At 67.8% G+C, this 18,649-nt stretch carries 18 protein-coding genes and 1 tRNA gene; 12 read left to right on the forward strand and 7 right to left on the reverse strand.

Translation table 11 applies throughout. From position 1 onward, the window contains the following. Positions 1-34: 34 nt before the first annotated feature. The 7 genes from G539_RS0119815 (at position 35) to G539_RS25560 (ending at position 6,912) form a co-directional block, all read left to right on the forward strand. The gene (locus G539_RS0119815) at positions 35-1,756 is read left to right on the forward strand and encodes an urease subunit alpha (protein WP_029076742.1); all 1,722 of its coding nucleotides are present in this window, start codon (positions 35-37) and stop codon (positions 1,754-1,756) included. 31 nt (positions 1,757-1,787) lie between these two features. Then, positions 1,788-2,399, forward strand: coding sequence for an urease accessory protein UreE (locus tag G539_RS0119820; protein WP_029076743.1), 612 nt, complete (start codon positions 1,788-1,790; stop codon positions 2,397-2,399). Beyond that, positions 2,383-3,099 (forward strand): urease accessory protein UreF, encoded by a 717-nt coding sequence (locus G539_RS0119825; RefSeq protein ID WP_156912078.1) that lies wholly within the window; start codon positions 2,383-2,385, stop codon positions 3,097-3,099. The genes G539_RS0119820 and G539_RS0119825 overlap by 17 nt, the downstream gene beginning before the upstream one ends. Before the next feature lie 18 nt (positions 3,100-3,117). Continuing rightward, on the forward strand, positions 3,118-3,750 hold the full coding sequence (gene ureG, locus G539_RS0119830) for an urease accessory protein UreG (protein ID WP_029076745.1): 633 nt from the start codon (positions 3,118-3,120) through the stop codon (positions 3,748-3,750). Beyond that, on the forward strand, positions 3,750-4,658 hold the full coding sequence (locus G539_RS0119835; RefSeq protein WP_029076746.1) for an urease accessory protein UreD: 909 nt from the start codon (positions 3,750-3,752) through the stop codon (positions 4,656-4,658). Before ureG ends, G539_RS0119835 begins: the two co-directional genes overlap by 1 nt. Before the next feature lie 74 nt (positions 4,659-4,732). Then, positions 4,733-5,752, forward strand: a complete 1,020-nt coding sequence (gene yut / locus G539_RS0119840) for an urea transporter (protein ID WP_029076747.1) — start codon at positions 4,733-4,735, stop codon at positions 5,750-5,752. A gap of 59 nt (positions 5,753-5,811) precedes the next feature. Next, positions 5,812-6,912 (forward strand): hypothetical protein, encoded by a 1,101-nt coding sequence (locus G539_RS25560; protein ID WP_051231710.1) that lies wholly within the window; start codon positions 5,812-5,814, stop codon positions 6,910-6,912. 88 nt (positions 6,913-7,000) lie between these two features. Here the strand turns inward: G539_RS25560 and G539_RS0119850 are convergent, their stop codons facing one another. Together G539_RS0119850 and G539_RS0119855 are read right to left on the reverse strand one after the other, a co-directional pair. Next, positions 7,001-8,974 (reverse strand): FUSC family protein, encoded by a 1,974-nt coding sequence (locus G539_RS0119850; RefSeq protein ID WP_029076748.1) that lies wholly within the window; start codon positions 8,972-8,974, stop codon positions 7,001-7,003. 154 nt (positions 8,975-9,128) lie between these two features. Then, on the reverse strand, positions 9,129-10,121 hold the full coding sequence (locus G539_RS0119855; protein ID WP_029076749.1) for a GGDEF domain-containing protein: 993 nt from the start codon (positions 10,119-10,121) through the stop codon (positions 9,129-9,131). 310 nt (positions 10,122-10,431) lie between these two features. Here G539_RS0119855 and G539_RS0119860 point away from each other — a divergent pair, with 310 nt between their 5' ends. Further along, positions 10,432-11,427 (forward strand): P1 family peptidase, encoded by a 996-nt coding sequence (locus tag G539_RS0119860; protein WP_029076750.1) that lies wholly within the window; start codon positions 10,432-10,434, stop codon positions 11,425-11,427. Between the two features lie 114 nt (positions 11,428-11,541). Continuing rightward, a complete protein-coding gene (locus tag G539_RS0119865) occupies positions 11,542-12,354 on the forward strand; it encodes a bestrophin-like domain (protein ID WP_029076751.1) in 813 nt (270 codons plus the stop codon). Positions 12,355-12,675: 321 nt separating this feature from the next. Here G539_RS0119865 and G539_RS0119875 read toward each other — a convergent pair. Together G539_RS0119875 and cpdR are read right to left on the reverse strand one after the other, a co-directional pair. Then, positions 12,676-12,750 (reverse strand) — tRNA-Val (locus tag G539_RS0119875). Between the two features lie 103 nt (positions 12,751-12,853). Next, positions 12,854-13,216: a cell cycle two-component system response regulator CpdR gene (gene cpdR / locus G539_RS0119880; protein ID WP_244670002.1), complete on the reverse strand. Its 363-nt coding sequence runs from the start codon at positions 13,214-13,216 to the stop codon at positions 12,854-12,856. A gap of 255 nt (positions 13,217-13,471) precedes the next feature. On the opposite strand from cpdR, the gene G539_RS25565 reads away from it, so the two are divergent. Together G539_RS25565 and hisN are read left to right on the forward strand one after the other, a co-directional pair. Beyond that, on the forward strand, positions 13,472-14,320 hold the full coding sequence (locus G539_RS25565) for an N-formylglutamate amidohydrolase (RefSeq protein WP_156912052.1): 849 nt from the start codon (positions 13,472-13,474) through the stop codon (positions 14,318-14,320). Positions 14,321-14,664: 344 nt separating this feature from the next. After that, a complete protein-coding gene (hisN, locus tag G539_RS0119890; protein ID WP_029076753.1) occupies positions 14,665-15,444 on the forward strand; it encodes a histidinol-phosphatase in 780 nt (259 codons plus the stop codon). Between the two features lie 52 nt (positions 15,445-15,496). On the opposite strand, the gene G539_RS0119895 is transcribed toward hisN, so the two are convergent. The 3 genes from G539_RS0119895 to G539_RS0119905 form a co-directional block, all read right to left on the reverse strand. After that, on the reverse strand, positions 15,497-16,234 hold the full coding sequence (locus G539_RS0119895; RefSeq protein WP_029076754.1) for an SDR family oxidoreductase: 738 nt from the start codon (positions 16,232-16,234) through the stop codon (positions 15,497-15,499). An 82-nt stretch (positions 16,235-16,316) separates the two neighbouring features. Beyond that, positions 16,317-17,261 carry an alpha/beta fold hydrolase gene (locus G539_RS0119900; RefSeq protein WP_029076755.1) on the reverse strand — a complete coding sequence of 315 codons (945 nt, stop codon included), beginning with the start codon at positions 17,259-17,261 and terminating at the stop codon, positions 16,317-16,319. A gap of 182 nt (positions 17,262-17,443) precedes the next feature. Continuing rightward, positions 17,444-17,863, reverse strand: coding sequence for a hypothetical protein (locus G539_RS0119905; protein ID WP_029076756.1), 420 nt, complete (start codon positions 17,861-17,863; stop codon positions 17,444-17,446). A gap of 280 nt (positions 17,864-18,143) precedes the next feature. Here G539_RS0119905 and G539_RS0119910 point away from each other — a divergent pair, with 280 nt between their 5' ends. Continuing rightward, positions 18,144-18,608, forward strand: a complete 465-nt coding sequence (locus tag G539_RS0119910; protein WP_029076757.1) for an Hsp20 family protein — start codon at positions 18,144-18,146, stop codon at positions 18,606-18,608. Positions 18,609-18,649: the final 41 nt, after the last annotated feature.

The following is an 18,649-nucleotide window of genomic DNA, read 5'->3' on the forward strand; positions in this document are numbered from 1 at the left end:
CCTCCCTCCCACCAGATTCCAAAGGTACGGCGTCATGACCCAGATATCCCGTCAGCAATACGCTGATCTTTACGGTCCCACGGTCGGCGACAAGATCCGTCTCGGCAACACCGATCTCTATGTCGAGATCGAGCAGGACCTGCGCGCAGTCTACGGCGACGAGCTCCAGTACGGCGGCGGCAAGACCCTGCGCGACGGCATGGGCTCGGAGAACCAGCTGACCCAAGAGGCGGGCTGCCTTGATCTCGTGATCACCAACGTCACGGTCATCGAGCCCACGCTCGGCGTGGTCAAGGCCGACGTCGGCATCCGCAACGGCCGCATCGTCGGCCTCGGCAAGGCCGGCAACCCCTCGACCATGGACGGCGTCACGCCCGGCCTCGTCACCGGCGCCTCGACCGACGCGATCTCGGGCGAGCACCTGATTCTGACCGCCGGCGGCATGGACACGCACGTCCACTACATCTCGCCCCAGCAGGTCTACGCGGCCCTCTCCAACGGCATCACCACGCTCTGGGGCGGCGGCATCGGCCCGGTCGACGGCAGCAATGGCGTCACGACCACCAATGGCCCGTGGAACCTCGAGATGATGCTGCGCTCGATCGAGGGGCTTCCGATCAATATCGGCCTGCTCGGCAAGGGCAACTCGACCGGCCTGGGCCCGATGATCGAGCAGCTGCATGGCGGCGCCGCCGGCTTCAAGGTGCACGAGGACTACGGCGCGACGCCGTCGGCGATCCGCGCCTGCCTTTCCGTCGCCGACGACTATGACGTCTCGGTCGCCGTCCACACCGACACGCTGAACGAATCCGGCTATGTCGAGGACACGATCGCCGCGTTCGACGGCCGTACGATCCACACCTTCCACAGCGAGGGCGCCGGCGGCGGCCACGCCCCGGACCTGCTGAAGGTGGTCGGCCAGAGCAACGTGCTGCCGAGCTCGACCAACCCGACCCTGCCATGCGGCAAGAACTCGGTCGCCGAGCTCTTCGACATGATCATGGTTTGCCACAACCTCAACCCGAAGATCCCGTCCGACGTGGCCTTCGCGGAAAGCCGCGTTCGCGCGGAAACGATCGTCGCGGAGAGCGTGCTGCACGACCTCGGCGCGATCTCGATGATCGGCTCGGACTCGCAGGCCATGGGCCGCATCGGCGAGACCTTCCTGCGCGCCCTGCAGACCGCGGACGCGATGAAGAAGGCCCGCGGCCAGCTCGACGAGGACGCGCCGGGCAACGACAATTTCCGCGTGCTCCGCTACGTCGCCAAGGTGACGATCAACCCCGCGCTCACCGCCGGCCTGGCGCATGAGATCGGCTCGATCGCGCCCGGCAAGTTCGCCGACCTGGTGCTGTGGGAGCCCGCCTTCTTCGGCGCCAAGCCGAAGATGGTGCTGAAGGGCGGCTTCGTCGCCTGGGCCAATATGGGCGACCCGAACGCCTCGCTGCCGACGCCGCAGCCGATGTACTACCGGCCGATGTTCGGCGGCTTCGGCAGCGCGCTGCCGAAGAGCTCGATCACCTTCGTCTCGCGCGCCGCATATGACGACAAGATCGGCGAGAAGCTCGGCCTCGAGCGCAACATCTCCGCCGTCAACGGCACGCGCACGCTCGGCAAGCGTCACATGGTCCGCAACGACTACCTGCCCAACATCGACGTCAACCCGGAGACTTTCGCGGTGACCATCGACGGCAAGCACGTGACCGTCGACCCGCCGAAGAGCATTTCGCTGAACCAGCTCTACTTCTTCAGTTGATCACCCGCATTTCGGTGCGGCAGAGGCACACATGAAAATCATCGAAACCACCCTCGGCAACGCGCGCGATCCCGAATGGATCAAGACCCTCGAGGGCGCCACGATCGACTGGCTCGAACTGGATCAGTGGGAGGCTCAGAAAAGCCGCCTGCGCAAGGCCACCCAGCAGGAGGTCGAGCTGGCGCTTTCGCTCGACCGCAACACCCACCTGCATGATGGCGACATCCTCGCCTGGGACGCGGACAAGCGGGCGGCGATCGTCGCCCGCATCTCGCTGCGCGAGGTCATGATCATCGACCTCGCCGACGTCGTCGGCGAGAACATGGAGAAGATGGTGCAGACGCTGTTCGAGCTGGGTCATGCGCTGGGCAACCAGCACTGGCCGGCCGTCGTCAAGGGCACCAAGGTCTATGTGCCGCTGACCGTCGACCGCAAGGTGATGGCCTCGGTCATGAAGACCCACGCACTGCCGGGCGTCCGCTACGAGTTCACGCCCGGTTCGGAGGTGATCCCCTACCTGGCGCCGCATGAATCGCGCCGCCTCTTCGGCGGGGCCAGCGACACGCCGCATTCGCATCACAGCGACTCGCAGCGCCACGAACACGGGCATGGTCACTCTCATTCGCATGGCCATGGACACTGAGGCCCTGCCCGGCAGGTCCATGGCAGGTCTGCTGTATCTCCTGCAGTTCGGCGATTCCGCGTTTCCGGTCGGCGGCTTCTCGTTCTCTCACGGACTTGAATCCGCCATCCAGCTCGGGCTCGTCGACGGACCGAAGACGCTGCGGGCCTTCACCGAGACCACGATGCTGCAGGCGGCGTCGAGCGACGGCGTCGCCCTTCTCTGCGCCCACAGGGCGGTGGAGGCGGGCGACATCGACGAGCTCATCCGCATCGACCGGATGACGCATGAGCGCAAGCTCAACGAGGAGACGCGCCTGATGACGCTGCGCATGGGGCGCAAGCTCTGTGAGCTGGCATCGGGCATGATCGACGCCGAGCTTCCGCGCGACTGGTTCGCGCGGATCAAGGCCGGCGGCACGCCGGGCACCCACCCGGTCAGCCTCGCCATCGCGCTCGGCGCGCTCGGCGCCAACCGTTTCGACGCCTTCGGCGTCCAGCAGTACGGCGTCGCCAACGCCGTGCTCAGCGCCGCGCTCCGCCTCATGCGGATCTCGTTCGTCGATACCCAGAAGATCCTTCTGGACGTTACTGCCCTCGCGGGACCGGCGTATAATCGGGTCGCCGACGCGACCATCGACGAGATGGCCAGCTTCGCCCCGACCGTCGACATCCTCGCGGCCGTGCACGTCAAGGGTCACGTGCGCATGTTCATGAACTAACTCTGGCTGGATAGCACAATGAAAAAGATCCCCCGTATCGGCATCGGCGGCCCCGTCGGATCCGGCAAGACCGCGATCATCGAAGCCGTCACGCCCCTGCTGGTGAACCTCGGCTACCGGGTTCTGGTCGTTACCAACGACGTCGTGACCACCGAAGACGCCAAGCACGTGCAGCGCACGCTGCGCGGCATCCTGCACGAGGATCGCATCATCGGCGTCGAGACCGGCGGCTGCCCGCACACCGCGGTCCGCGAAGACCCGAGCATGAACCTCGCCGCCGTCGAGGAGATGGAAGCCAAGTTCCCTGATTCCGACATTGTGCTGATCGAGAGCGGCGGCGACAACCTGACGCTGACCTTCAGCCCGGCGCTCGTCGACTTCTTCATCTACGTGATCGACGTCGCCGCCGGCGACAAGATCCCGCGCAAGAACGGCCCCGGCATCAGCCATTCCGACATCCTCGTCATCAACAAGACCGATCTCGCCCCCTATGTCGGCGCGAGCCTCAAGGTCATGGACGATGACTCGCGCATGATGCGCGGCAAGAAGCCGTTCGTGTTCACCAACTGCAAGACGAATGAAGGCATCGAGGAGCTGACCAAGCTCATCCGCCAGAACGTCCTGTTCGAGACGATGGAAGCCAGCGCGTAATGATCAGCGGCGCCAGGGAGCTGGGGGCTTACCAGGACGAGCCCCCGCAGTTGCCAAGCGGTTCCTTCGGTAAGAACGCCCTTTTGCGGCTCGGCTTCGTGCCGGGCCCGCACAAGAGCCTGCTTCGCACCTTGCATCGCCGCGCGCCGCTGATTGCGCAGCAGGCGCTCTACTGGGATGAGGAGATGCCGGGCCTGCCCTGCGTCTCCATCATCTCCAATGCCGGCGGCATCCTGCAGGGCGACCGCAACATCATCGAGATCGACATGGCCGCCGACGCGCAGGCCCATGTCACGACCCAGTCGGCGACCCGCATCCACGAGATGGACGCGAACTACGCCAGCCAGACCCAGCTGCTGACGCTGGCGGCGGGGTCCTATCTCGAATACATCCCGCGGCCGATCATCCCGGCCCGCAATTCGCGCTACATCCAGGCGACGCAGATCTCGATCGATCCGACCGCCACGCTGATCTATTCCGACATCATGATGCCGGGACGGAAGTACTACGGCGAGGGCGAGATCTTCGTCTACAAGCTGTTCTCGTCGACGATCGCGGCCGCACGCCCGGACGGCACGTCGCTCTTCACGGAGAAATTCGTGCTGGAGCCGGAGCAGGACGACCTCACGCGCCTCGGCGCGATGGGCGGCTTTCACGTCTTCGGCAACGTTGTCGTGCTGACGCCGAAGGACAAGGCCGACGCCCTGTTCGAGCTGGTGCAGCCGGTGTTCGACGCCGAGAACGAGATCGCCTATGGCGCCAGCCGCCTTCCCAATGATGCGGGCATCATCTTCAAGGTGCTGGCGATGGAGTCGGCCCCCGTGATGGCGAAGATCCGCGAATTCTGGTCCGAGGCTCGCCAGATCACCGCCGGGCACAAGGTACCCGAGAATTTCCTGTGGGCGTGAGGCGCCCGCAGCCCTGAGACCATTCTCGCCGCAGGAGCCAGCGGCGGCGCCGCATCAGATATGAAGGGGACGATATGTCGGATGCACTTTCCAAATGGACGAACACCGCGTCGAAGAACCCGGTCCTCCATTTCCTGGACATCAACCTGCGCGGCGCCGGCCAGGTCATCTTCCAGAACAATCCGCTGACGGGCCTGTTCTTCATCGCGGCGATCACCTGGGGCGCCATCGTCGGTGGCCAGATCGACATTGCGATCGGCGCGGTCGTGGCGCTCGTCATCGCCACCGCCACGGCGATGCTGCTCGACGTCGACGAGCCTTCGCTCAACCAGGGCCTGTTCGGCTTCAACGGCGTCCTTGTCGGCGCCGCCGTCCCGACCTTCCTGGTCGATGGCCCCGGCATGTGGTTCATCCTCGTCGTCGGCGCCGCGGTATCGACCGTCGCGATGCTCGCCATCGCCAAGGTCATGAAGACCTGGGAAGTCCCCGCCCTCACCTTCCCCTTCGTGCTGACCACCTGGTTCCTCGTGCTCGGCGCCTATTCCTTCGGCCATCTACCGATCGCCTCGATGGGACCGCCGGCGCTGCCGCAGGCCGCCGCGGCCGCCGCCGAGCCCGCGCTTTCGGCGAGCGAGCTTTTCGTCGCCTGGCTCAAGGGACCGGCCCAGGTCTTCCTGATCAACAATCCGGTCAGCGGCGCGCTGGTGCTGATCGGCCTGTTCGTCTCCACGCCCTGGGCGGCCCTGTTCGCCGGCCTCGGCGCGGCCGTCGCGCTCATCGTCTCGCTGCTGCTGGGCGCCAGCCTCGCCTCCATCAATGCCGGCCTCTACGGCTTCAGCGCCGTGCTGACGGCGGTGGCGCTCGGCTGCGTCTTCTACACCCCGTCGATGCGCGTCACGGCGTTCGCGCTGCTCGGCACGATCTTCACCGTGCTCGTGCAGGGCGCGCTCGATACCGCGCTTGCGCCGATCGGCATTCCCTCCTTCACCGCCCCCTTCGTCTTCGCGACCTGGCTGTTCCTGCTGCCGAAGGCCGATCTCAAGCCGCATCCGCACGCGCAGATGCCGGGCGGCCTTTTCAAGAAAAGGACGTGACGCCGCGAAGGCGTCCGTGACGGACTCCCAAGCCCCCTCGCAACCAAGGCGGCCCAACCATGTTTGTCCTCTATGTTCTGGCGGCCGTCGTCGGCGTCTTTCTCCTGGTCCTCTATTTCCGCTCGATCGTCGTCGTCGCCCTGCTGAATTCGAAGAGCAGCGACATCTTCGAGCGGACCGCGCGCAAGACCGCCGTGGCGATCGTGCAGCGCTTCATCGCCGATGACGCCAGCTACGAGGAGGCCCAGCGCCGCCAGGCCTGGATCATGCCGCTCTTCACGCTGTTCTCGGTCGTGACGTGGTTCCTGCTGGTCCAGCTCGCCTTCACGGGCATCCTCTGGGGCCTCCGCATCGAGCCGGAGTTCTGGCGCGCGCTGAGCGCCAGCGGCTCGGCCCTCAGCACGCTCGGCTATCTCACGCCGTCATCGCTGATCGGCGAGTACCTGGCCGTGTTCCAGGCGGCGATCGGCCTCGCCGTCGTCATGCTGCTCTTCACCTTCGTGCCCGGCTACCAGACCTCGGTCCAGACCCGCGAGCGCAAGGTCGGCTGGCTCTACGCGCGGGCGGACCACGAGGCCAATAGCGAGCGCTATCTCAGCTGGCTGCTGGCGAAGAAGCACGCCGATGCGATCGGCGAAGGCTGGGAGGACTGGGAGCACTGGTTCCGCGGCATCCGCGAGACCCATACGCTCTCGCCGATCCTCTCCTACGTCCCCTCGATCTATCCGGGCACGAGCTGGCTCGCGACGTCCTCCGCCGTGCTCGACGCGGCGACGGCGGTGACCGCCTGCCTTGGACCGAATACCCCCTCGGAAGTGCGCATCTGCCAGCGCGAGGGCACGGTGACGATGCGGCTGATCGCGGCGTCGCTCGGCATCGGCGCGCCGGAGATGAGCGAAGCGCTCTCCAGCGCCATGCTCCGTCGTTTCGACGGCCTCTACGACGCGCTCGTCGCCGCCGGCCTGCCGGTACCCGCCGACAAGGCCAAGTGCCTCGAGGACTACACCGCCATGCGGGCGGAATATGCACCCTGGATCCGCCAGGTCGCCGCCGCCACGCTCACGCCGATGAAGCGGCTCGACCTGTCGGATCGCGACCGCGGGCACCATCCGAAGCCCGCGGCCGAGCAGGGCCCGCGGAGCGCCGAGCCGCACCACTAGAACCGTCTCCGCCAAGGCCGGTTCGCGCCACGGAAGCGCGATCGAACCGGCGCCTAGATCCCGGCCGCCCGCTTGCGGCGACCCGGATCTAGGCGGGCGACAGCAGCTGCGCCAGCCGGACCAGCCCGCCGTCGATCTCGCGGAAGGCCGCGTCGTCGCTGGCCGCCGCCGCGCCGGTCCCTGCTTCCGCCTCCTTCGCCGTCGCCGAGCTTTCCCCGCCCAGTTGCTCGAGCGTCGCGACGCGCTGCGCCACCGCGGCCGGATCGAAGCTCGCCCCGCCCGACAGGTTGAGCTGCGCCATCGCCGCCATGCGATCGCAAAGCCGCTCCATCTCGACCACGACGGGGAACCACGCGGCCGCCTCCCGGCTCGCCGGCGGCGGTTCGGCGATCGCCCGCTGCAGCGTGGTGCGGACATTCGACACGCTGCGATAGGCGTCGAGGGTCGCCAGCGTGATGTCGGCCTCGGCCGGCTCGCGCGCGGTGGCCGCCTGCAGCAGCGCGGTGGTGGCGGCCATGGCCCGGGAAAAGGCCATGTGGATGCGCGGCGCCGGGTCGCGCGGCCAGATCAGATAGCCGAACACCAGGGAGATGCCGGATCCGATCAGCGTGTCGACCAGGCGCTGCGGCCCGAAATCGACCGTGGCGCCGGGAACCGACAGGTCGATCAGGATCAGCACGAGCGGCGTCAGAAGCGCGCATTGCATCGCGTAGCCGCGCAGGCCGGCGGCCGGCAGCAGAAAGCCGAGCACGCCCATGCAGGCGATGAGCCACACTCCCTTGGGCACCAGAATCAACAGAACCACGCCGATCCCGACGCCGATCACCGTGCCGATCGAGCGCTGGACCGCCCGCACGAAGACGGAGCCGAAATCAGGCTTCATCACGATCACGACGCAGAGCGGGATCCAGTAGGAGCGAACCCCGCCAAGATAGATCTGCGCGGCGAAGGCGATGGCGAGGCACAGGGCGATGCGAAAGGCCGAGACGACCACCTCGTGGCCGAGCGTCAGATGCCCGGCCAGTTCGGCGAACGATGCCGGGATCCGCCACCGCGCCCGACGGACGGCGCGGCCGGTCTCGCCACGCTGGACGCGCGGCTCGTCGGCCGCCGGCGAATCCGGCCAGAGCTCGTCGAGCAGGCCATCGATGGTGGCGGCGCCCGCCTGGGTGACCGCGGGATCCGGGTCGAACACCGGCCTCGGTCCGCCCCTGGCCTGGGCGGCGGCGATCGTGTCGAGCCAGCGGCCGATGCTGCGCTGTTCCGCGGCCGTGCCCTGCCTCGCCACCAGCCGGGAAAAGATCGCGTCGATCGTCGACAGCAGCGCCGCCCGCCTGTCGCTGTCGCGCGTGCTGCCCTCGCTGTTCAGCCGGGCCTCGAGTAGGTTCGAATAGGCCGCCTGCATCGCATCCGTGACGTGGCGGCGCTGCTGTTCGAACGGGGTCGCCAGCGAGGCCGTGGTCGGCTTGGGTGGATCGGCGGCGATGCGCGCCAGGTGGGCCAGCGCATGCAGCAGGCGGGAGAGCGCCTGCCGTTCGGGGAGGTGGCGGTCGAACAGCGCCTCGACCGCGATCAGCGCGGCCGCGAACGCGGCGCCGGAGGCGAACAGGAGCGGCGACTGCCACAGGGACGACGAGCCGGGATGCGCGGCGCCGATGACGGCCAGCACGAGCATCTGCATGGCGCCTGTCGAGAAGGCGGCGCCATAGCCGCTGACGAGCCCCGACACGAGGGCGACCAGGATCAGGAACAGCAGGGTCAGCAGCCCATGCCCGGCGACCAGCGAGCCAAGCACGAAACCGGCCATCGCCATCGGGACGACGATCAGGAAGTTGAGCAGGCGCTGCCGGTACGGGTCGGTCTGGACCTTGGTCGAATTGAGCAGCGCGCCGAGGCAGACGAGCATCGACGCCTCGACCTGGCCGACCAGCACGCCGACCAGCATCGGCACGGTGATCGCGATCGCCAGGCGGGTCGAATGCCGCCAGGGCCAGCTCGACTTGGGATTGAGGCGCGTCAGACTGACAAGCCAGCTGGCCGGGCGATATTCTCGGGGCCTCATCAACGCATCATCCCTCCGTCAGGCCAGCGATCGAACGACCGCTTGGGTCGTACGCCAAGGCCGCGCGAAATCCGACATCACCACACTAGGCGATGGATGTGACAGCCGGGGCCTCGCCACCCCGGCTGGAGCCGCAAGGGCGGCGCGGGCGCCCTCACGCGCTGCGGCAACGGTTGCGGCCGGCATGCTTGGCCGCGTAGAGCGCCCTGTCGGCACGCGCCATGACGTCCGAGATCGCCGCGTCGCCGGACCCGAGGGTCGCCACGCCGATGCTGACCGTCACCGCCGGCAGGTCGGGCGCCGCCAGGCTGGCGGCATGGATCTGCACCCGAAGCCGCTCCGCGATGGCCAGGGCGCCTTCCGCCGCGACGCCGGGCAGCATCACGCAGAATTCCTCGCCGCCGACCCGGCCGGTATAGTCGCCTGCGCGACAGAACGACTTGCAGACCCCGCCGATCAGCGCGAGCACCTGGTCACCCTTGGCATGGCCGAAGCGATCATTGACCAACTTGAAGTGGTCGGCATCGATCATCAGGCAGCTGAGCGCCTGTCCATTGCGCGCCGCGCGCTGGAAGTCGCGTCCGGCCTCGCTCAGGAAGGCGTTGTGGCGCAGCGCCCCGGTCAGCCCGTCCAGCGCCGCCGCCAGATGCAGCTCGATGCGATCCATCACCAGCGCGGCCAGGTCGGTCAGGATCTCGACATGGCGCTCCTGGATCTCCTGCGTCCGGTCGTCGACCGCGCAGAGCGCCCCGACGACGAAGCCCTCGGCCGTCCGCAGCGGCACGCCGAGATAGAAGCGGATGTCCGGATGGCCGGTCACGAGCGGATTGCCGGCGAAACGAATGTCCCGCCGCGCATCGGGCACGCCGACATGCTGGTCGAGCGCCACGACGTGCGAGCAGAAGGAATCGCAGCGCGGGCTGGCACAGCGCGTCAGTCCATAGGTCGACATCAGCCACTGCGTTTCCTTGCCGATGACGGAGATGGCCGACGAGCGGACTTCCAGAGCGGTCGTCACGAGCCGCGTGATTCGGTCGAGGGCATCGTCGGTGTAGCCGTCTTCGAGGCCGTAGCGCTCCAAAGCCTCGAGGCGCTCCAGTTCGCGCGCCGTCAGCGCGAGATGGTCATAGTCCGTCCGACCGTGCATTGGCATTTCCACAGCGATGGGGGGAACCATCGGTCACTAGCATCAAGTCTGGTGTGGACCAAGGCGTCTCAACCCCGGCGCGACAAGGTCCCGCCGCGTCGAGGGGAGCCAGTCGCCGGAGTGGGGGGCCAGGATGGACAGCAAATGGACCGCCGGCCGCCGTCCTACAGGGGCACTTGGCAAGAGGCCCCTTCGAGTCACATGGCATTTGCACGCGCGGGACCGCATGGCACAGTCGCCGGGCCGATCGACGCCACCGGACGCGAATGCGGGCGCCGGGGCGACACAGTTCCCACGGGGCGAGAATCGCATGCAGAACCTGATCACCGACGTCGCAGGCCTCAAGGTCGGCAACGCCACGGACCTCGCGCTCGCCTCCGGCGTGACGGTGGTCGTCTTCGACGCGCCGACCGTCGCCTCGGTCGATGTGCGCGGCGGCGGGCCCGGCACGCGGGAGACCGACCTGCTGGCGCCGGACGAGACCGTCGGCGCGATCCACGCCATCACGCTGTCGGGCGGCTCCGCCTTCGGGCTCGACGCGGCCGCCGGCGTCATGGCGGCGCTGGCCGAGCGAGGCATCGGCTTCGAGGTCGGGACGGCACGCGTGCCGATCGTGCCCGGCGCGGTGCTGTTCGACCTGATCAATGGCGGCGACAAGGACTGGGGCCGCTTCCCGCCCTATCGCGATCTCGGTTATGCCGCCGCGAACGCCGCGGCGCGGGATTTCGCGCTCGGCACCGCCGGCGCCGGGACCGGCGCCACCACCGTCGACCTGAAGGGCGGCCTCGGCTCGGCCTCGATGGTCGCCGCCTCCGGCCATACGGTCGGCGCGCTCGTCGCCGTCAACGCCTGCGGCGGCGTCAATCTCGGCGACAAGGGGCATTTCTGGGCGGCGCCGTTCGAGCAGGCGGAAGAATTCGGCGGCCTCGGCCTGCCGCATCCCCTGCCCCGGCTGCCCGAGCGACCACCGCTGAAGGGCCTGCCGCCCGGCGCCAACACGACCATCGCCGTCGTCGCGACGGACGCCATACTGACCAAGGCGCAGTGCAAGCGCCTCGCCGTGATGGCGCATGACGGCTACGCCCACGCCATCTGGCCGGTGCACACGCCGCTCGACGGCGACACGATCTTCGCCGCCGCCACCGGCCACAAGCCGCTCGCCGACCCGGTCTTCGACCTGGCGCTGATCGGCGACGCCGTGGTGCGGACGCTCGCCCGCGCCTGCGCCCGCGCCGTCTACGAGGCAACCGCCCTTCCCCAGTCGGGCACGCTGCCGGCCTGGCGTGCGCTGCATGGAAGGGGCTGAACTGCGCCGGGATGCCAGGCGCGACGGCCAGTGCTAGCCTGCGCTTTCGAGCGCCGGATGGGCCTGCTCCGGCGGCCGCCTCGAAACGCAGAGCCAGAGGAGGCAAATTCCATCATGGAGTTCCTGGTCTCGGTCGCCACCATCAGCGTCTTCCTGCTCGGTGCCCTGCTTTTCGTGGCCCAGTTGGCGTCGCATGAGATCGGCTTTCGCCTCGGCCTCTGGCGACGGCGCGTCGACGGGCAGGCGGAAACGGTCGGCATCGTCGTCGGCGGCATGCTCGGGCTGCTCGCCTTCGTGTTGGCCCTGACGCTGACCTTCGCCAACACGCGCTATTCCGAGCGGCGCCAGGGCACGCTGACGGAGGCGAACGCGATCGGCACCGCCTGGCTGCGGGCGAAGGCGATCGGCACGGCGCGCGGCGACGAGATCGCCCGCCTGCTCGTGGACTATACCGCGCTGCGCCGGGCCTTCATCCTCGCCGAACACGGTTCCGGCGAGATCTCCGAGATCAACGACCGCACCAGTGCCATGCAGTCCGAGATCTGGGGGCACTTGTCCGCGGTGGTTCGCGATCAGCCCGGGCCGATCTCGGCCACGCTCATGACGTCCCTCAACGACGTCTTCGACGCCGCGACGGCCGAGCGCTTCGCCTTCCAGATGCGCCTGCCATCGCAGATCGTCTGGCTGCTCCTCCTGATAACCCTGCTCAGCATGGGATGTCTCGGCTACCAGCTCGGGCTCAAGCGGAAACCGGCCCGGCTCCTGATCGGGTTGCTATCGGTGATGTGGACCACGGTGATCGTCGACATTCTCGACCTATCCGCCTCGCGCGCCGGCAATTTCCGGACGGACACGGTCATCTATGACTGGACGGCGCAGGGCTTCGAGGGCGGCGTGACGGTACCGCCGTTGCCGGGCGGGCCGTAACTGGTTCAAGTTTCGAGGCGAGTGTTGCCGGCCTGCAATCGACTGCAACCGTCGAAGCAAGCAAGCTAGGCAGGTCTGAAATTATGGAGGGCTACAAATGAAGAAGACTTACGAGAAGCCGTCGATCCTGAAGGCGTCGCAGCTTCAGGCGATCGCCGCCGGGGTGCTCAGCAACCCGGTTTAAGCTCAGCCCGCCGGGCCCTGTCCGGCGGGTCACCCGCCCACGACATCATCGCCTGCGAGCAGCCCTCGAGGCGACTTTTCGCGGCAGGTGCGCCGCGCGGTCGATTTGGCAATGTCTTCAAGGTGGAGGAGGAAGGATGGTGGGCGTGACAGGGATTGAACCTGTGACCCCTACGATGTCAACGTAGTGCTCTCCCGCTGAGCTACACGCCCATCCTTCAGAACGCGACCGGCGGGACCGGCGGCGTGAGCGGGGGTATACAAGGTCATTTCCGAAGCTTCAAGCCCCGTGTTTTCGACCCTGTTGAAAACTTCGTCAGGCGGCGAGCAGGCGTTCCACCTCGTTGACGAGATCGCGCAGGTGGAACGGCTTCGACAGCACCTTGGCATCCTTGGGCGCGTTCGAATCCGGGTTGAGCGCCACGGCGGCGAAGCCGGTGATGAACATCACCTTCAGGTCGGGATCGAGCTCGGTGGCGCGGCGCGCCAGCTCGATGCCGTCCATCTCGGGCATGACGATGTCGGTCAGGAGCAGCGTGAACGGTTCCTCGCGGATCCGCTCATAGGCGCTGCGGCCATTGTCGAAGGAAACGACGTCGTAGCCGGCATTCTGCAGCGCCTTCGCCAGAAAGCGGCGCATGTCGTTGTCGTCTTCGGCGAGCAGGATGCGGTTCATCAGGGAATCCATGGCTGGATGGTCGGTCTCGTGCATCTTCGAACGGGCGCCTCGCGACACCCTGGCGATTTGGTTATTGAATTATGGCTGAACGAAGTAAAGATCAGGTGAAGAGGGCGCGCCACCCGCCGCCGCGGCCCTTCGGATGGCCGCAGAACCCGCCGGCATCCTCAGTCGCGCCGCGATCCCGCCGCGGTCGAAGAAAGGAGAATCATCATCGACGTCGCGCTCGACATTCCGAATGCGCTTCCCTTCGAGGTGGTAGCTCCCGCCGAGCAGCGCATTCCGTTCGTCTTCAACTCGCCCCATAGCGGGCGCGTCTATCCGGTCGATTTCCTCGAGGCGTCGAAACTGGACGAGCGGATGATCCGCCGCTCCGAGGATACCTTCGTCGACGATCTCTTCGCCTCCGTCGTGCCGCTCGGCGCGCCCTTGATGCGGGCGCATTTTCCCCGCGCCTGGCTCGATGTGAACCGCGAGCCCTACGAGCTCGACCCGCGCATGTTCGAGGGTGAACTGCCGCCCTACGCCAATGTCCGCTCGCTGCGCGTCGCCGGCGGGCTCGGCACCATCGCCCGCGTCGTCTCGGAGAATGTCGAGATCTACGCCGAGCCGATCCCGGTCGCCCAGGCGCTGCACCGCATCGAGACCGTCTACAAGCCCTATCACGAGACCTTGCGCCAGCTGCTGACGGTCACCCACCAGCGCTTCGGCTTCTGCGTGCTGATCGACTGCCACTCGATGCCGTCCTCGGTGCGGGCGGCGCCAGGCCGGGCCCGCGCCGACATCGTGCTCGGCGACCGCTACGGCACGAGCTGCGCCCCGGCGCTGACCGAGGCCGCCTACGCGATCCTGAGCGATGCGGGCTATGCGGTGGCGCGCAACAAGCCCTATGCCGGCGGCTTCATCACCGAGCATTACGGCCGGCCGGCCGGCGGCCTGCACGCGCTGCAGATCGAGATCAATCGCGGCCTCTACCTGAACGAACGGACGCTGCAGCTGAATGCCGGCTTCGAGCGCCTCGCCGCCGATCTCGCCCGGTTCACCACGGCGCTTTCGAGCGTGCCGGACGCGACCCTCTACCCGCAGGCCGAGGCGGCGGAATAGACCATCCCTCCCCACCGACCGGGCAGAAAAAAGGGCCGCTCGTGGATACGAGGCGGCCCAAGTCTAGGGAGGAAACGCCCAAGAAGGGCAGCGGCAGGTCGACGCCAATCGAGCTGCCGCACTGCAATAAGTTGCGCTTGCACTGCAAAAATATCAAGACCTTTTCCGCAGCGTCCGCCACGCTGCGACAATTCCGCAGCCCTCGCCGCGCCACGGCCCCGAACCGGCGCGGAAGGAATAGAATTCGACAATTGAAATCAGCCTGTTAGACAAAGGCTTCCCGCACCGGAACGGCCATGCGAAATGCGCATGGCACCCATGCGGCCGCCCTTCAGGAGCTCAGCATGACCGATCCGAACCTGATCGCCTTTCTCGACCGGCTCGCGGATTCTGCCGGAAAAGCGATCATGCCGCATTTTCGCGCACTCGATTCGGTGGAGAACAAGGCGAGCGCCGGCTTCGACCCGGTGACCGTCGCCGACAAGGCTTCCGAGCAGGCGCTGCGGGCGCTGATCAACTCGCATTATCCCGATCACGGCATCATGGGCGAGGAGTTCGGCGACGAGCAGACGGATGCGGAGAATGTCTGGATCCTAGACCCGATCGACGGCACGCGCGCCTTCATCTCCGGCCTGCCGGTTTGGGGCACGCTGATCGGCCTCGTCTCGGGCGGCAAGCCGGCGCTCGGCATGATGGCGCAGCCCTTCACCCGCGAGCGCTTCGCCGGCGACGGCACGCGCGCCTGGTACAAGGGCCCCGAAGGCGAGCGGGCGCTGAAGACGCGCGCCTGCGCCGAGATCGCCGACGCGGTGCTGTTCACCACCACGCCGGCGCTGTTCAAGGGCGCCGATCGCAAAGCCTATGAGCGGGTCGAGAACCAGGTCCGGCTCGTTCGCTATGGCTGCGACTGCTACGCCTATTGCATGGTCGCCGCCGGCTTCGTCGACGCTGTCATCGAGGTCGGCCTGCATCCCTACGACATCGTCGCCCTGATCCCGGTGATCGAGGGCGCCGGCGGCCGCGTCACCAACTGGGAAGGCGGCCCGGCGACGAGCGGCGGCCGCGTGGTGGCGAGCGGCGACGCCCGCCTGCACGACAAGATTCTCGAAACGCTGAACCGCTGATCCCGGACGAGAGGCAGGGGTGCCATGGCGCCCCCTGCCCCCCCCCCCCGCGTCAGATCGACTGCAGCAGGCCGCCGTCGACGGCGATCGCCTGGCCGGTGATGTAGCCGGCGCGCTCCGAGGCGAGGAAGGCGGCGAGCGCCGCGAATTCCTCCGGCTCGCCGATGCGGCCGGCCGGCACCTTCGGCCCGACGGTCGCGCTGGTGACGCCGAGTTCGGCCATGCGGTCGGTATTGGTGTAGCCCGGCAGCAACGCGTTGACGGTGATCCCCGCCGCCGCGACATCGCGGCTCAGTGCGTTGACGAGGCCGAGCAGGCCCGCGCGCAGGCCGTTCGAGACGACGAGCCCGTTCATCGGCTCCTTGGCGGCGACCGAGGTGACGGCGAGGATCCGGCCCCAGCCCTTCTCCCGCATCGCCGGCAGCGCCGCGCCGACGCTCTCGACGAAGCTCATCCAGAGATTGTCGAAGCCCGCTTGCCAGGCGGCGTCCGAGATCGCCTCGAAATTGCCGGGCGCCGGTCCGCCGGTGTTGGTGACGAGAATGTCGGGACCGCGGCCAAGCAGCTTCGCCGCCTGCTGCACCAGCGCGCGGCTGGCGCCCGGCTTCGACACGTCGCCCGGCAGGCCGATGGCGCCGATCTCGGCGGCGACCTTCTCGACCCGCGCCGCGTCGCGCGCGACGATCACCACCCGGGCACCCTCGGCCGCGAGTTCCGCTGCGACGGCGCGGCCAAGACCGCGCGAGCCGCCGAAGACGAGAGCGGTCTTGTCGGAAAGTTTCAGATCCATGGGTCCAGTCCTGCGGTTCGAAGCATGCCGCAAGCTCGCAAAAACCGTTCGTCGGAACAAGGGCTTGCCCGCGGCAGGCCCGTCAGAGGTCCGAGCCGGGGATGAAGGCGTCGAAGGCGGCCCAGAACAGGCTGCGGATCGGGTCGCGCTCCATCAGGATTTCGTGGCGCGCGCCGGGAATGACGATCTGGGAGCCGATCCGCATCTCGCGCGCGAAACGCTCGATGGCGAGCGGCGACACCACCTTGTCCTCGCCCGCCGCGATCATCAGCGTCGGAATGCGGATGCTGGCGGCGAACGCGGGATCGGCCGCCTCGTTCATCGCCCGGCAGGCGGCATGCAGCCAGGAGATCGTCGGCGCGCCGACCGTCAGCTCCGGATGCGCCTTGCCAATCGCGGCGGTGCGGGCAAAGCGGCGCGGATCGCTGGTCAGCGGATTGAATCGGAAGCCGCGCTCGTCGACCTCGGCGATCTTGCCGCCCGGCGGGAAGGCATCGCCGAGACCGAGCAGGGAGAAGGCGCCGGCGGTGAAGTTGATCACGCTGCGCGACGGCGCGAAGCCGCCGAAATCCAGCAGCGGCGACGCCAGCACCATGCGCGAAAAAGTCTGGCGCGAGCGACGGGCGACGCGGAGACAGATCAGCCCGCCGGTCGAATGCGCCAGCCCGAAGAAGGGCGGCGGGCAATCCGGCAGCGCGACCTGCTGCATGAACGCCTCGAGATCGCGTTCATATTCGGAGAAATCGTCGACATGGCCCTTGCGCGGATTCTCCAGGCGCCGGTCCGAACCGCCCTGCCCGCGCCAGTCGAAGGTGGCGACGGCGAAGCCCCGGCCGAGCAGGTCGCCGACCACCTCGTAATATTTCTCGATCGCCTCGGCGCGGCCATGGACGAGGCAGACGGTGCCCTTGAGCCGGCCGGGCGGCCGCCAGGTCGCGGCGCGCAAGGTCACGCCGTCGGCGGTCGTCACCTCCTGGGCGACGGCGCCATGGGGGATCGGGTTCTCGGGAAAGGAAAACAGGTTCATCCGCCGCGTCGATCCGCGTTCGAGGGTCCTCCGGTCTTAGCCGAGCCGCCCGGAGCCGACAAGCAAGGCCGGCAAACGAAAACCGGCGACATCTCGCGATGCCGCCGGCTGACAGGCCGATCCCGCGCGGGGGGCGGATCGGGACCGACCGACAGGGAAGCCGGAGCGCCCGGCCGGCGCGACTACCAGCGGCGCCAGTCCTCGCCCCAGCCGCCGTGCCAGCCGCGATCCCGCCGCCAGCCATTGTCGACGATGCGGCGGCGCAGGATGTCGCCGGAATAGGCGTCGACGACGAGGATCCATTCGCGGCCACGCGCCACCGCACGGACGATCGAGACGTCGCGGCGATCGCGGAGGATGTTGATGTCGCGATAGCCCTGGGCGCGAATCGCCCGGTAGAGCTCGCGGGTGCTGAGCGGATAGCGGCGGCGATCGTTGCGATAGCCGTCGCGCGGACCGGAGCCGCGCGGGCCGCTATAGCCGCCACGGCCATCCTCGTAGCCGCCGCGGCCGCCTTCGAAGCGATAGTCCTGGGCCTGGGCGGCCAGCGGAACGAGCAGCGCCCCGACCAGTGCCGACGTTGCGAGAATGCCCTTGATCATGCTCTGTCTCCTTGCCGGCAGACGGGGGCGTCGCCGGGATTGATGGCGACGATGCCACCCGGCGGCTGAACACCATCCGAATTGGTCGTTCATGTGGCGTTCAGCGAAAGCCCGGCGCTCGCCCACAGCCGAACCACGCCTCCCCTTGAAGACGCAGAACGGGCCCCCCACATCGAAGTTGCGGATGCCGATATCGGGTCCGCGAGGCACGTGGCACTGGCCAAGAATGGCGGCGCGGCGTGGTTTTTACCTCTATGTCGCTCTGAAGGAGGACACCGATATGCGTACATTTGACCTGAGCCCCCTCTATCGCTCCACCGTCGGTTTCGACCGTCTCTTTTCGCTGCTCGACCAGGCCTCCGGCGTCGAGGCGGGCGTGCCCGGCTATCCGCCCTACAACATCGAGCGGACCGGCGAGAACGCCTACCGCATCACCATGGCCGTGGCCGGCTTCAACGACAGCGAACTCTCGATCGAGTCGCGTGAGAACACGCTGACCGTGAAAGGGGAGAAGAAGGCCGAGGACGGCAAGGACGCCGAGGTTCTGTATCGCGGCATCGCCGCGCGGTCGTTCGAGCGCCGATTCCAGCTTGCCGACCATGTCGAGGTGAAGGGCGCCCGGCTCGAGAACGGCCTGCTCCATGTCGAGCTCGTGCGCGAGATCCCGGAAGCGATGAAGCCCCGCACGATCACGATTACCAGCGGCAAGTCCGCCGGCCAGCAGATCGAGGCGAAGGCCGCCTGACGAGCGGATACAGACCTGTGGATGGGGCGCCCCGCGAAAGC

This window comes from Kaistia adipata DSM 17808 (genome assembly GCF_000423225.1).
In the GTDB taxonomy this organism is placed as follows: Bacteria; Pseudomonadota; Alphaproteobacteria; order Rhizobiales; family Kaistiaceae; genus Kaistia; species Kaistia adipata.